Origin of the sequence: Shewanella psychropiezotolerans (assembly GCF_007197555.1) — a bacterium.
Taxonomy (GTDB): Bacteria; Pseudomonadota; Gammaproteobacteria; order Enterobacterales; family Shewanellaceae; genus Shewanella; species Shewanella psychropiezotolerans.
In genome coordinates this window covers 5,359,373-5,374,167 of record NZ_CP041614.1, presented here as the reverse complement: position 1 = coordinate 5,374,167, position 14,795 = coordinate 5,359,373, and the positions used below count along the sequence as shown (strand labels likewise).

Annotated in this window: 5 protein-coding genes, 3 pseudogenes and 1 riboswitch; of the genes and pseudogenes, 5 read left to right on the top strand and 3 right to left on the bottom strand. The window is 45.7% G+C overall.

Translation table 11 applies throughout. The annotated features are described in order from the left end of the window. The first annotated feature begins 115 nt into the window (after nt 1-115). Nucleotides 116-1,906: a flavocytochrome c gene (locus FM037_RS23565; RefSeq protein ID WP_144048010.1), complete on the top strand. Its 1,791-nt coding sequence runs from the start codon at nt 116-118 to the stop codon at nt 1,904-1,906. A 204-nt stretch (nt 1,907-2,110) separates the two neighbouring features. Here FM037_RS23565 and FM037_RS23560 read toward each other — a convergent pair whose 3' ends face one another. Continuing rightward, nucleotides 2,111-3,100 carry a class 1 fructose-bisphosphatase gene (locus tag FM037_RS23560; RefSeq protein ID WP_144048009.1) on the bottom strand — a complete coding sequence of 330 codons (990 nt, stop codon included), beginning with the start codon at nt 3,098-3,100 and terminating at the stop codon, nt 2,111-2,113. 267 nt (nt 3,101-3,367) lie between these two features. Here FM037_RS23560 and FM037_RS23555 point away from each other — a divergent pair. Further along, nucleotides 3,368-5,619, top strand: a pseudogene (locus FM037_RS23555) (DPP IV N-terminal domain-containing protein). A 323-nt stretch (nt 5,620-5,942) separates the two neighbouring features. On the opposite strand, the gene arcA reads toward FM037_RS23555, so the two are convergent. Next, on the bottom strand, nt 5,943-6,662 hold the full coding sequence (arcA, locus tag FM037_RS23550; RefSeq protein ID WP_144048008.1) for a two-component system response regulator ArcA: 720 nt from the start codon (nt 6,660-6,662) through the stop codon (nt 5,943-5,945). A gap of 576 nt (nt 6,663-7,238) precedes the next feature. On the opposite strand from arcA, the gene FM037_RS23545 reads away from it, so the two are divergent. From FM037_RS23545 to FM037_RS23535, 3 genes and pseudogenes are all read left to right on the top strand, one after another. Then, nucleotides 7,239-7,682 carry a DUF3293 domain-containing protein gene (locus tag FM037_RS23545; protein WP_144048007.1) on the top strand — a complete coding sequence of 148 codons (444 nt, stop codon included), beginning with the start codon at nt 7,239-7,241 and terminating at the stop codon, nt 7,680-7,682. Nucleotides 7,683-7,926: 244 nt separating this feature from the next. Further along, a riboswitch (Lysine riboswitch) is annotated at nt 7,927-8,101 on the top strand. Between the two features lie 147 nt (nt 8,102-8,248). Next, a pseudogene (gene lysC, locus FM037_RS23540) lies at nt 8,249-9,597 on the top strand (lysine-sensitive aspartokinase 3). Between the two features lie 57 nt (nt 9,598-9,654). Continuing rightward, nucleotides 9,655-10,761 (top strand): succinylglutamate desuccinylase/aspartoacylase family protein, encoded by a 1,107-nt coding sequence (locus tag FM037_RS23535; RefSeq protein WP_144048006.1) that lies wholly within the window; start codon nt 9,655-9,657, stop codon nt 10,759-10,761. A gap of 99 nt (nt 10,762-10,860) precedes the next feature. On the opposite strand, the pseudogene FM037_RS30215 reads toward FM037_RS23535, so the two are convergent. Beyond that, a pseudogene (locus FM037_RS30215) lies at nt 10,861-14,714 on the bottom strand (S8 family serine peptidase). Between the last annotated feature and the right edge of the window lie 81 nt (nt 14,715-14,795).

Below are 14,795 nucleotides of genomic sequence, written 5' to 3'. Positions count from 1 at the left end.
ATGAATTAGTGAGTTAATGATATCTGAATTCAATACTTGTTGATTTCAGAAACTATAGATATGAGCTGTTAGCCAGGGCAACGAAGATTGCTAGGTTTAACAGTGAGGAGATATGATGAAAAAGCTGAAAAGTGCAATTTGCCTGGCCACCTTACTGGGCACTGCGGGTTTTGCCGCTAATACTATGGCTGCGGATACGCTTGCCGATTTTCATGGTGAAAACCAAGAGTGTGAAAGCTGCCATACTCCGGATGGCGAGCTATCTAACGATAACCTGAGCTACGAGAACGCCCAGTGCGTATCTTGTCATGGTGCCATGGACGAAGTTGCTCAAGAGACTAAGCATGAGCACTATAATGCACATGACTCTCACTTTCCTGGTGAAACATCCTGTACGACCTGTCACAGTGCTCATGAACAATCAATGGTCTATTGTGACTCTTGTCACAGCTTCGATTTCGATATGCCATATGCGGGTAAGTGGGAGCGTCACGAGCCAAGCATTGCCGAGCTTGCTAAAGATAAGTCTGAGCGTGAAACGGCATTAGCCATGGCGCCACAGGACACAGTCAATGTGGTCGTAGTTGGCTCTGGTGGTGCGGGCTTCTCAGCTTCTGTATCGGCCCATGACAAGGGGGCATCGGTTATCCTCATTGAGAAAGAACCTGTGATTGGTGGTAACGCTAAGCTGGCTGCTGGTGGTATGAATGCCGCATGGACGGATCAACAAAAAGCCAAAGGTATCGAAGATAGCCTTGAGTTAATGACTAAAGACACCATGAAAGGGGGGCGAAATCTTAACGACCCGGCTCTGGTCGATGTGTTGGTTTCTCACTCTAAAGGCTCAGTAGATTGGATGACGGCTATGGGTGCCGACTTGAGCGATGTGGGTCGCATGGGAGGCGCATCGGTTAACCGTACTCACCGGCCTACTGGCGGCGCGGGCGTGGGAGCACATGTGATCCAAGTGCTCTATGATAATGCGGTTAAGCGTGATATTGACATGCGCATGAACACCCGTGGTATCGAAATTCTTAAAGATAATTCCGGTAAGGTGAAAGGCCTGCTGGTTAAAGGTATGTACAAGGGCTACTACTGGATTAAAGCCGACGCAGTTATCCTGGCAACGGGTGGATTTGCTAAGAATAACGAGCGCGTGTCTAAGCTAGATCCTAAGTTAAAAGGATTCGTATCGACTAATCAACCTGGTGCTACAGGTGATGGTATCGATGTCGCGGCTAATGCAGGCGCTGCAATGCAAGATCTACAATACATCCAGGCTCACCCAACCTTGTCCGTTAAAGGTGGTGTGATGGTCACCGAAGCGGTGCGTGGTAACGGTGCTATCTTAGTTAACCGTGAAGGTAAGCGCTTCGTCAATGAGATCACTACCCGTGATAAAGCGGCTGCAGCAATCTTAGAGCAGACAGGCAAGACAGCCTTCTTGATTTTCGATGACTCAGTGCGTAAGTCTCTGAAGAAGATCGATAAGTATATCGGTCTTGGTGTTGTACCGTCTGCTGACTCGCTGGTGAAGCTAGGCAAGTTGGAGAATATTGATGGTAAAGCATTAACCGAAACCGTCGCGCGTTACAACAGTTTAGTGACGAGTGGTAAGGACACTGATTTTGAGCGCCCTAACTTACCTCGCGCACTGAACGAAGGTAACTATTATGCTATCGAAGTGACTCCTGGCGTTCACCACACTATGGGCGGCGTGAAGATAGATACTAAGGCGGAGATCTTAGATGCCAAGAAGCAAGTCATTCCTGGGTTATATGGTGCTGGTGAAGTGACTGGTGGCGTACATGGTGCTAACCGCTTAGGGGGCAATGCTATCTCAGATATAATCACCTTCGGTAGACTCGCCGGCGAAGAGGCGGCTAGCTATTCTAAAAAGAAATAGCTCTAAGACTCTTTATATGAGCTTGTATTTTAGCAAGGGGCAAACTGATTAGACCCCACAGTTTTCCCGTCACCCAAATACCGCTACCCGATAAGGTAGTGGTATTTTTTTATCTCACCTTTAGCGAAATAAACCCAATCTTATATAAAAAGCTCATAAAAAAAGCCGCTAAAGCGACTTTTAATATGTTGCTAGAACCTTTTCTTAAACCTCTGGCTCTTCACTGTAATCGACTTCATGATACTCAAGGCAAGTATCGACTTCGTTAGCTGAGCCTAAGATAACGGCTACGCGCTGGTGAATTTCACCTGGCTCGATATCCATGATGGTTTCATAGCCGGTAGAGGCCTTGCCGCCCGCTTGCTCGACTAAGAATGCCATAGGGTTTGCTTCATACATCAATCTAAGCTTGTATGGCTTCTCAGGGTTCTTGTTGTCGGTAGGGTAAGTGAAGATGCCACCGCGTGACAGTACACGATGCACATCGCCGACCATGGCAGCTATCCAGCGCATGTTGAAGGCTTTCTCTCTCGGACCTATGGTGCCAAGCAAGAGATCGGCAATATAGGTTTGCATTGGAGCTTCCCAGAAACGCTGGTTAGACATGTTGATGGCAAACTCAGCCGTGTCTTTACTGATAGACATGGCTTCTGTCGTTAACAGGTATTCGTTAGTTTCCGGGTTTAAGGTAAATAACTGCACACCTTTACCTGTGGTGAGAGCCAACATAGTCGAAGGACCATATAAGACATAACCCGCAGCGACTTGCTTGCGACCCGCTTGCAAGAAGCTTTTTTCTGTTAGTTCGCCTTTAGGGGCGGGTAGAATCGAGAAGATAGTACCCACTAATGAGTTAATGTCGATATTCGATGAGCCATCCAATGGATCGAAACAGACCAGGTAGTCACCCTTAGCGCCTACCTCGACGATAAAGTCTTCCTCTTCTGATGCCAGGCCACGGACTGTATCGTCTTTATCCAGCGCATCTTTGAGCATATCGTTAGTAATCACATCTAGCTTCTTTTGGGTTTCACCCTGAACATTTTCCTGCTCTGTGGTGCCGAGTACGCCGGCAAGAGCTCCGTGACGGACGGCATGACTGATCTCTTTAGAGGTGTTCGCTAAGGTGTGAATAAGCTGAGTCAAAGAGGCATTGATGCCTTGTGATGTCAGGTTTTGGGCCAAAGTCTGCATGTTATTTCCTATACAAGTCGAGCTGAGCTCGAGTTTGAGATCGGGTCTAATGTGAGTGTTCTTATTTGGCGCGATCATACCTGAGATTGAACTTTTTTTCAGCGTAGGATAGCGGCAAATTATAACTTGGGCAGTGTGTTTCAGTTTTTGCTGACTTTAGTGCACAATGTCAGCGATATTTATGTCGTTTGTTAATGATACCAATCTCATTAGTCGGCATGCGGTAATTACATTTAGATCCAGGACATAATAATGACAATAAAATGGATGACCTCAGTGCTATTGGCGGTGCCTATGATTTTATCAAATACAGCTTGCTCGACAGTCACTAGTACGACTAATGCAGAAAAAGAGCACTCACTCGAGGGAGGCGCTACGCTTCTGAGTATCGAAAGATTATACGCTTCCCCCGCATTGGCAGGCACTAGTCCCAGGGGGCTTAAGCTTTCACCCGACGGTAAAAGAGTGACCTATCTTGCGGGACGTAAAGACGATCAGTATTTTTATGACTTGTGGCAGATGGATGTAGCCAGTGGTAAGCAGTCGATACTACTCGATGCGGATAAGCTCACCATAGGTGAGCTTTCTGATGAAGAGAAGGCAAGGCGAGAGCGCCAACGCATATATGGTCAGGGGATCATGGAGTATTTCTGGTCTGATGATAGCCAGGCCATGCTCATTCCAGCCTCTGGCGTGCTTTACTATTTCTCGGTTGATGATGCCGAAGTAAACTTGCTACCTACGGGTGAAGGCTTTGTCACCGATGCTCGTTTATCTCCTAAGGGAAATTATGTCTCTTTTGTACGAGATCAAAATCTGTTCGTGTTAGAGCTGAAAACCAGCAAGCTAACCGCCATGACTACTGATGGTGGCGGGGCGATAAAAAATGCCATGGCCGAGTTCGTCGCGCAAGAAGAGATGGACCGCATGACTGGCTATTGGTGGTCACCGGATGAGTCGGCCATTGCCTATACCCGTATCGATGAGTCTGGCGTTGAGTTGGTGACTCGTAATGAGATCTATGCTGATGGTATCAAGTTAACCGAGCAAAGATATCCCTATGCGGGTAAGAATAATGTCACGATTAAATTAGTCGTGGTGACACTCGCCGACCAGAAGAAAAGCTGGGTCGATCTTGGTAAAGAGCAAGATATTTATTTGCCCAGAGTTAACTGGTTGCCGGATAGTAAGCGATTATCCTATCAATGGCAGAGCCGAGATCAGCAAACCTTAGATCTCAGAGTGGTATCCCTTGCTCAGATCGATAAATCTAGGGTTTTAGTCGAAGAGCGCAGTGATGCCTGGGTGAATCTAAATAATGATCTGCATTTCTTAAAGCAGCAAGAGAGCTTCATTTGGGCCTCGGAGCGTGATGGTTTCAATCACCTGTATCTGATAGGACTGGATGGCAAGGTGAAAAAGCAGCTGACATCGGGAGACTGGACCGTCGATGAAGTCGAGCTGGTGGATGAGAAAACGGGATGGATCTACTTTACCGGCCGTAAAACTCTGGTTACCGAAAAACATCTTTATCGCGTGCCTTTAAACGGTGGCGACGTCGAGAATATCAGTCAGCGAAGCGGTATGCACTCTCCAGTGTTTGCCGAGAATGAAGCCGTTTATCTGGACTATTTTAGCAGCTTGTCACAACCGCCGCAGATTAGCCTACATGGTGATAAGGGTCAGCAACTCGCTTGGGTAGAAGAGAACGAGGTGAATAAGAGTCACCCTCTCTATCCCTTCTTCGGATTGTGGCAGTTACCTGAGTTTGGTCAGGCTAAAGCAGAAGATGGCCAAGCGCTGCAATATCGTCTGTTTAAACCGACTAATTTTAGCGCCGACAAGCAGTATCCTGTGGTTGTTCGAGTTTACGGTGGCCCCATGCCCAGTTAGTTGTCAACAGTTGGAGCGAGCACGATTACTTCACTCAGTATTTACTCCAGCAAGGTTATATCGTGTTCCAACTCGATAACCGAGGTTCGGCGCACCGAGGGACTCAATTTGAGCATGTGATTTATCAGCACTTAGGCGAAGCGGAAGTTAACGACCAGAAAGCTGGCGTCGATTACCTGCGTACACTTCCCTTTGTTGATGGTGATAACATAGCCTTGTACGGCCATAGCTACGGCGGCTATATGGCCTTGATGGGTTTGTTTAAGGCGCCGGATTACTTTAAGGCTGCCATCTCAGGTGCACCAGTGACTGACTGGGCCCTATATGACACCCATTACACCGAGCGTTATCTGGGCCATCCGCAACAGAATGCCGAAGGCTATGAGGCCAGCAGTGTACTGCCATATGTGAAAGGCTATCAATCTGGCTTGCTGATGTATCACGGCATGGCCGATGACAATGTACTTTTTGAGAACAGTACCAAAGTGTATAAGGCGTTACAGGATGAGGGTAAGCTATTTCAGATGATAGACTATCCGGGGTCAAAGCACTCGATGCGCGGCGAAAAAGTGAGAACGCATTTGTATCGCTCACTGGCCGATTTTCTTGAGAGAGAATTAAAATAAAGCGTTGAAATACAGAGTCGAAATAAGGCTCGAGCTAGAATCTAAGAGCGGTAAGTGGTAAGTAAGAGCTGAGGCTTGAAGGATTCCAGCGCTGTATCGAGGCTTACAGCTTTCTTAGCTCTGTCTTGGGCCTTATAGCTTAAAACTCGAAGCTTTCTTAGCCCTGTCTTGGAACTTACAGCTTACCGCTCTGTTCCAGACATAAACCCCCCCTCTTTGGTCGTCCGTGGCCAGCGGGGATAACTTTTCAGTTATAGGAAGTCCATATATAAAAAAACCAGCCCTTGGGCTGGTTTTTATTGAACAAGTATAAAGCGTTAGCTTTATGCTTCTTCTAAGTTACCGCAGAAACGATAACCTTCACCGTGAATCGTGGCGATGATTTCTGGCGTATCTGGCAAGCTTTCGAAATGCTTACGGATACGACGAATCGTTACGTCAACGGTACGGTCATGTGGCTTAAGCTCGCGGCCTGTCATCTTCATTAGAAGGTCGGCACGGCTAAGGATCTTACCTGGGTTCTCAACAAAGTGCAGCATAGCGCGGAATTCACTACGTGGCAGCTTGTATGGTTCACCTTGTGGGCTAACCAAAGAACGGCTGTTGATTTCAAGGCTCCAACCGTTGAAACGGTAGAACTCAACACTGTTCTTATCTTCGGCTTCTGCACCTGTGCTATTGACGCGAGTCAATAGGTTGCGAGCACGAATAGTCAGTTCACGTGGGTTGAATGGCTTAGTGATGTAATCATCTGCACCAATTTCAAGCCCTAATATTTTGTCAACTTCATTATCTCGGCCCGTTAGGAAGATTAGACCGATATTGTTTATTTCACGAAGTTCACGTGCTAACAGAAGACCGTTTTTGCCAGGAAGGTTGATATCCATAACAACCAAGTTGATCTTATTTTCCTGCATGGCTTTATGCATCTCTGCGCCATCATTGGCTTCAGTTACCACATATCCTTCAGCTTCAAAAATACTTCTTAGCGTGTTACGGGTAACGGCTTCATCTTCAACAATCAGAATGTGCGGGTTTTGCATATTAATTTACCTAATGTGTTCAAATCTATTCTAACCATGAGCGTGTGTTATCAGTGCTAAATACGCTCGATCTTGTCATGCTGACGCTTACTGATCTACGATAGGTGCTTTCAAATTGGCTGAAACAGCAACACACTTCTTTGATTAGTAAAGTATGCGTATCTCAATAAATGGGAACGCGAACTGTATTCACTTCGATAAACAATAGTAGGGTTAGTTCCCTACATTAATAAATATTTATGAAGTTTAAATGCGAAACTAAGCACTGGTCGCATTTTATACAGAAATCTGGTTGGCTTTAAGTTCTATGCCAGTTCCACTTTTAACCAAATGCATCATACTAATAAATGATGCAGAACCAACCGACTGGATCTATTGTACTCGTTTTAGGCAATTGTTAACAAATGAAATGTTAACAAATTTCCTTGTGGATTTGATCTGTGTCACACTTTTATTGTTAACCTATTGATATTTAAGTGTCTTGAAAAATTACTTTTAGTGATCTACATCACGCCTCTATGAAGATATACTAAATTTGCTATAATAATTTCAATCAAATTGAGGGATATGGTCAAGATGATAGAGTCAAATAAGCGATTGTGGCAGTACTATCAAGAAACTGAATTTCTGTTTACCCAAACGTTATCTTCTCAGTTATCTTTTGCAATTATCACGGCCCATAACCCTAAGGGTCAGATCCTCACCTCTTGTCAAAATCGACTCTTAGATAGGCAACTACTGCTCGCGATAGAGAAATTTAACAGACCCTATCGTGCCGTTGTGGGGGCTTCTCGTGATCGCACTCATATGGAAAAAAGCTGGGCAGTCGCTATCGATAAGCTCAGCGCGGCGCATCTGGGATTGAAATTTAAGCAAAATGCTATCTATTTCGTTGATAATAACCAGTTAGCCTTAGTTCCCTGTCTGTTCTCTCAAACTGAGCATCAAAAAGAGCTCATCATCGGCGACTTCTCTAAGCGGGTTAGCTTAGTGAGTGAGCTGCCAGATTTGGATTATTAGCTTAAATCGAGAACTAACTTCCCTGTGATTGTCGAATAAATTGAGTTGTTAAAGTCATATTGTCTGTTCGATCTCGTTCGAGATGACTTAGCTTTCTACTCTCAAATTTCATACATCTCTATTCTATAAGCATAGATTTGCTAATTTTTTCAGCAATAGTTGAGGTTTTCCATTGCTTGGTCAGCCAAAATTTGATAATTTTCTCTTTCCTTGTTCTCTTTTTGATTAATGTCGACTGAGCGTGAGGTACAGAAGAGGAGCGTTAACTAGGTAGTAAGTCTAAAGAGTCCAAACTCTGCAGATGACTTATGAGGGAGATTAGCGCCGAGATATCGAGTATTTGGAATTACTCTATGTCGGTCGAAAGGGTTGAATCCCTTAGATTGTCACCTGTTTATTGGTGGAGAGCTTCTGGTGGTGATCGCTGTTTCCCGTCTCTGGGGTGCGTAATCTTTGCACCAGGCTCTTCGAACGAAGTCAGTTCGGAGTGTAATCATGTTTGTTTTATATCCTTATCTATTTTCAAATGAATCTTATCTGTGTCTGCATTCTGCGGAGGCTGTGTAATGTCACTTATTGTCGCAAAATTTGGCGGTACCTCTGTGGCCGATTATGCCGCCATGAGTCGCTGTGCCGATATAATTCTCGCTAATCCTAATACCCGTGTTGTGGTGGTAAGTGCTTCGAGTGGTGTCACCAACTTGCTGGTGGAGCTGACCCAAGAGCAGATAGGTGAAGAGCGAAGAATGCAGCTCATTAAACAGATAGCCCACATTCAATATCAAATCTTAGATTCCCTTGGTAGCCCACAAGAGGTTGCCGCAAGACTAGATACCGTGTTGAGTCGTATCTCTGTTTTGAGTGAAGAGTTGAGTAAAAATAGAAATAAGGCAAGGATAGATGAGCTGCTTGCTCAAGGTGAGCAATGTTCATCGGCTTTGTTTGCCGCAGTGCTAAGGGAGAAAGGGGAGGCGGCCAGTGCATTCGATGTGCGTCAGGTGATGCGCACTGATAGTCATTTTGGTAGAGCCGAACCACAAATAGAGACAATATCTCTGTTAGCAGCAGAGTATTTAGCTCCACTGTTATCATCGCAGCGCATAGTGACTCAGGGCTTTATTGGCGCCGATGATGCTGGAGCTACGACGACTCTGGGCCGTGGGGGAGTGATTACTCTGCCGCCTTGTTAGCCGAGGCCTTGAAAGCGACCGCCGTTGAGATCTGGACCGATGTGGCCGGCATTTATACCACTGACCCTCGCATCGCACCTAAAGCCAGCCCTATTGCGGAGATTAGCTTCAATGAAGCCGCCGAGATGGCAACATTTGGTGCTAAGGTGCTTCATCCTGCCACCATTCTTCCTGCTGTCAGACAAAAAATTCAAGTCTTTGTCGGTTCTAGCCGAGAGCCAGAGCGAGGTGGCACCTGGATCCGTCACCAAGTTGAAGATGCTCCGGTTTATCGAGCGGTTACTGTTCGCCGGGATCAAACATTACTCAATCTGCATAGCCTGCAGATGCTCCACGCCCAAGGTTTTCTGGCCGAAACTTTTGCAACTTTAGCCAGACATAAGATCAGTGTCGACTTGATCACAACCTCTGAGGTAAATGTATCACTGACCTTAGATAAGACGGGATCCGACTCTGCTGGAAATGGCCTACTCAGTGAGTCTCTGTTGCAAGAGTTATCGCAACATTGCCGAGTTCGAGTCGAAGAAGGCCTGGCGCTGGTAGCCATAGTTGGCAATAAGATCGCTTCCACTCCGGGTGTATGCCGCCGTGTTTTTGAAGTGCTGGAACCCCATAACGTGCGTATGATTTGCCAGGGTGCTAGCCCGCACAACTTGTGTGTTTTAGTCGCCGAGTCGGAAGCTGCGCAGGTGGTCAGGGCGCTGCACCAGAATTTGTTTGAGTGATAAAAGTCTTAAGCTCTCGGTTTTAGAATCGAGAGGCTAGGATGTGAAGGATTGAATATGAGTTTTACCCAATCATCATTGAAGATAGGTGAATTGGCCACAGGCCAAGATCTCACCATACCCATATTTAGCTATGAGTGCGAAAGCGCTACGGGGCCTAGCGTCTATATTCAGGCGAATGTACATGGCGCCGAGGTGCAGGGCAATGCGGTTATCTATCAGCTGATGAAATTGCTGGAGCAATACAGCATATGTGGCGACATCACACTCGTGCCTCTGGCCAACCCGCTGGGGATTAATCAAAAAAGTGGCGAGTTCACCCTGGGCCGTTTCGATCCTATCACAGGTGTGAATTGGAATAGAGAATACCTAGATCATAAAGTGGATGTGGCAGCTTGGTATAAGGCTCATGATGCTCTTAGTGATGCTGACTTGATCGCTCAATACAGGGCCATGTTGATTGAAGCCTGTTATCAACGCTTAAACAGCGAATGGGGCATCACTACCGGACACCAGCAGGCGGTCAATTTGCAAGTGATGGCGCATCAAGCTGATATTGTGTTAGATCTCCATACTGGGCCTAAGTCTTGTAAACATCTCTATTGTCCTGAATACGATGCTAAGGCGGCATCTTTCTTCTCCATCCCTTATACCTTGTTCATTCCCAATGATTTTGGTGGCGCCATGGATGAATCTATCTTCTGCCCCTGGTGGCAGCTCACCGAGCATATGAAATTAGCGGGGAGGGATTTGAAGGTACCAGTCTCAGCCTTTACCTTAGAGCTTGGTTCTCAAGAGAAGATAAATCTCGAAGATGCCCTAGTCGATGCTAAAGGTATCTTGGCTTATCTGAGTGAGCGTGGCGTCATCGAACAGAAGATTGTTCCTGCTAGGATGAAAAGATATGCCTGTCATCTGCAAGACTATAAGAAGTATCATTCGCCTCTCGGCGGCATGGTCGAGTATCTGGCTGAAATCGGTGAGCCTTTGAAACAGGGAGAACCATTAGCGAATATTCTGAGACTCGACCTTTATGGAACCGATAAGACCATAACCCCACTCAGTATAAATAAAGATTGTGTACCTATCCTGCACTTTGCCTCGGCATCGGTTTATCAAGGCACTGAGCTTTATAAGGTGATGACCAAGGTGTTTGAAATATAGCTGATTGAGACAGTCGTTCTTTTTTAAACATGGAATAACGGATAAAAAGAAGGGAGCCTATTTGGCTCCCTTCTCATTTATAGCTTGTTAAACCATTGCTTAGCGCTTACGACGACGTAGGCCTGCAAATGGAAGAAGAAGCATAGTTAACCAACCTAGAGAACCACCTGAAGAGTTATCTGGTGCATTCACTATGATAGTTGCCGAACCTGCTACACTGTCAAGCTCGCCGTCAGATGCTACTACAGAGAAGACGAATTCATGATCGCCTGTTGGAGCACTAAAGGTGATGCTTTCACCGCCATTGCTAAACTCGACGGAGGTTCCTGCTGTCTGAGTCCAGGTATAGGTAAGAGCATCGCCATCAACATCATTGCCGTTGGCAGATGCTTTAACTGCGAAACCTTCAGTACTTGTCATACCTGTTGGAGATACAGTCGGTGCATCATTGATGTTGTTGACTGTCACAACCACATCCGTAGCTTTACCAGTATTCCCGTCTGCATCTTCAGCAGTGTAGCTGAATTTGTCAGTACCGAAGAAATCATCTTCTGGTGTATATTCGACGCTTCCATCTTCTTTTATTGATACTTCACCGTTGGAAGGTTCGTCAACAAGCATCACTTTTCCTAGAGAGCCTGATGGCGCAATATCAATAATGCGCTGTGCATCAGCGGTCATCCCATCTCCAGAAATGGAAACGCGAGCTACTTTTTGATCTTTTGTGTCATTATCTAGCACATTAAACTTAAGAGTCTCCTCTTCATCTACAGAAACATTGTCAGTTTGACCTGAGTTAAATTCGGTCGCCTTCACCATGTAGTCAATTTCTACACTACCGGAAGCTGTACTTTGTAGTTGAACAAAGTCATTGGTTACAACTGATCCGCCCTCACCATTGTAATGATAAGTCGTACCGACTGAACCACCTATGTTCTCGGCACCGATGGTTACTTTTTCAGGCATGTTTGGAATATCATGGTAGTTGAACCAGATATCTTCTTCTTCACCTGCTTTAATCCACACGCTGAAGGTGTACGCATCACCCGATGTATCGGCATAAACCTGAGCTTTATTCCATTCCACCACAATCCAGGTATCGTCTCCAGCTTCTGCAAACTGAATACCTAGTTGACCACCACCAGTATCGCCGGGTGTACCATCTGTTAGATCATAGTCAGTCCAAAATGGCGCTAAGATATTATTGGGGTTAGCCGAATCTGGAAGCTCTTTATTGTTCCAACTTCCTGAAGTTGTTCCGCCGCCAACAATGACAATACCATTATCTGAAATGGTGATGCTGTCATAAGTCGCACCATTATATTTATATTCAGGAGTACTAAAGGTGAAAGCTTTTTCATCACACCCTTCGTCACATGCTGGAACGTATTCGATACCTAAGTCGAAAATACTTGGGCTCGCACCAGTTCCTTTTACCGAACTAATTTGTGGAAGGTCTAGTTTACCGACCCAAGTGATGCGGCCATTTTTTTCGTCAACTTCGAAGCCATTTTGTGTTGCTCCGTTCATTGAAACGACAACATCATCTTTAGATGTTAACTTTGTGCCTTCTGGTGCCTGTGCTGTCACTGTTACAGTATTTTTAAACAAGGTGTTATTCACAATCGCTTTGATCGGGAATTCATCACTTGCTTTGATGTCTGTTTTGGTTGTGATTGCGGAGATGAGTGAAGAATCACTAGATTCCTTAGCCATGATGGCTAATGGAAGATGTGCATCTTGCTTACCTTCATCGCTCTTGATCATGACATTACCGAAGATCCAAGAGCCATATTCGGTAAAAGTAGAGTCTACTGTTACGGTGAACTCTGCAGATGCGCCTGCTTCTAATTCAAGGCTAGTGGGTGACACGCTGATACCTGCACTGTCAGCAGATGCAGACAGAGACCAAGAAGTTGTTTCTTCACTTTTGTTGTAGACAGTACGTGTGAAAGTACATGGGCCTACACAAGAGTCTGAAGCAACTGATGGCTTATCAAACGTTAATATTGCTTTAGCTGCAGCATCAAGATCCATACGGCCTGCGCCCATAGCAAATGGGTTGGCATCCGTTTCAGCATCATCATCGAGTATCCCCCCATATGAGAAGTAGATGTTAATGCTGTCTTGATATCATTAGCACTCCACTCAGGATGCAACTGGCTCATCAGAGCTGCCGCACCAGCGACATGAGGGCTGGCCATACTGGTACCCGTCATAGTGGTAAAGTCAGTGCCATCTTCATCGGGAGAGGTGGCGGAAAGTATCGAAGTTCCAGGCGCCGCTAGATCTGGCTTAAGGATATTTTGATTTCCGTTTGGACCACGCGAGCTGGAGACATTGATAAGGTCGGCTAAAGTCGAGTTGGCGATACGCTTAACTGTTGAACCAATAGTACAAGAAACTCCCTCTTCTAACCCTTCGATAACGGCTGCGCCATCGGCATCAGAGATCATCACACCAGGAAGTGTAGCATCAGGCATATACATGCTGATGGGGGCCCCTGGCTTACTGTTGTAGACTACGATCGCTTTAGCACCGGCAGCTTCAGCATTCGCAGCTTTATCACTAAAGGCACATGCACCACGTGAAATGAGTGCAATACCATCTTTAAAGGAATCTGCCGGGAATGCAGTACAGCCTTCAAAGTTTTCAGCATCGATGTTCACTGCTGCAATAACAGGTAAGGTGATGTCCTCAGTTAGCAACTCGTTGTTGGCTTCGATGGCGAGCAATTCATCACCACCCATTGTAAAGCTGTTTGCGAAGAAGCGACCTGTGGTACTGTTAGCGACAGTAATTCCTGACTCGATACATGCTGGACATCCGATAGTTTGTGCGCCATTACCGTCATTACCAGCGGCGGTAACGACTACAACGCCAGCGGCTTCGGCAGCTTCATACATGGTTTTGTACGGGCTGTTAGCTGGATCGCCGCCTGCACCCCCACCCCATGAGTTGTTGATTACATCAGCGCCGTCATTTACGGCGTGCTCCAATGCTTCCATCAACATGATGTTAGAACCACTGCCACCAGAACAATCTGCCTTGGTGAAAAGTGCCTTATAGACCATAAGGTAGGCTGCTGGTGCTACGCCTGATAATTCAACTTCAATATCTTTATAAGTCGTACTGATCTTGTTACCAACAGAGGTACCTGCTACGTGTGAACCATGGCCACCGTATCCAAGTGGACTCATGTGCTCATCGGCGCAAACTTCAAATGTAGGCTGAGACCAACGAGCGACAATCAGCTTGTCATTACAGAAACTAGTATCGACACTTGAGCAGTAATCGTCTGTAGGCATATTAGCTGTAGGTTTAGCAAACCCTTCACCGGAGAACATAGGGTTTTCAGGGCGAATACCAGTATCAATAACAGCTACACGAATATCTTTACCCGCATTATCCATGCCTGATACTGCTTCCCACATAGCTGCGCTATTGATGATTTCATGTGATGCATCCATGTTGGTTTCATACATGGTTTCTGGGTAAACAGATTTTACACCAGGCATTGCTGCAAGTTTATCGAGTGATAATCCTTGTCCGACAAGGGTTACACCGTTAAATAGAGTTTTAAAGTTACGTTCAACTTTAGCGTTAGGGGCTATTTGGGATAGAGAAGATCTAAAGGCTTGTTGCTGACTTTGTAGATGACTCGCATAATTTATAGCTGGTGCAGATTGAGTATCAACACGTTGACCTTTTTTAGCTGGTGCTGTTGCAGCAAAACTTTGTATACCACCTTGGTATTTAGCTATCGCCGGTGATTCTAGCTCAACGATAAACCGTTGTGGCGATGAAACCACCGAATTAGAGACCTGAGATTTTTTATAATTATCTACAGAAGTTAATTCTGGAGAAAACTGATTTGCAGTATATGAATCGCTTGCCACAGCAGCACTCGATACGAGTGCTGCTGTTATTGCTATCGATAGTTTTGTTTTCACAACTTCTTCCTTGTCAACTGAAGGCACAACACTTGGGTACTGTGCAAAATTTTATAATTATGCTTTTGTTATTTTGTTATT

Coding starts and splice junctions, on each gene's coding strand:
- FM037_RS23545 (WP_144048007.1), top strand. CDS start 7,239: ATGATAGAGTCAAATAAGCGATTGTGGCAGTACTATCAAGAAACTGAA.
- arcA (WP_144048008.1), bottom strand. CDS start 6,662: ATGCAAAACCCGCACATTCTGATTGTTGAAGATGAAGCCGTTACCCGT.
- FM037_RS23560 (WP_144048009.1), bottom strand. CDS start 3,100: ATGCAGACTTTGGCCCAAAACCTGACATCACAAGGCATCAATGCCTCT.
- FM037_RS23565 (WP_144048010.1), top strand. CDS start 116: ATGAAAAAGCTGAAAAGTGCAATTTGCCTGGCCACCTTACTGGGCACT.
- FM037_RS23535 (WP_144048006.1), top strand. CDS start 9,655: ATGAGTTTTACCCAATCATCATTGAAGATAGGTGAATTGGCCACAGGC.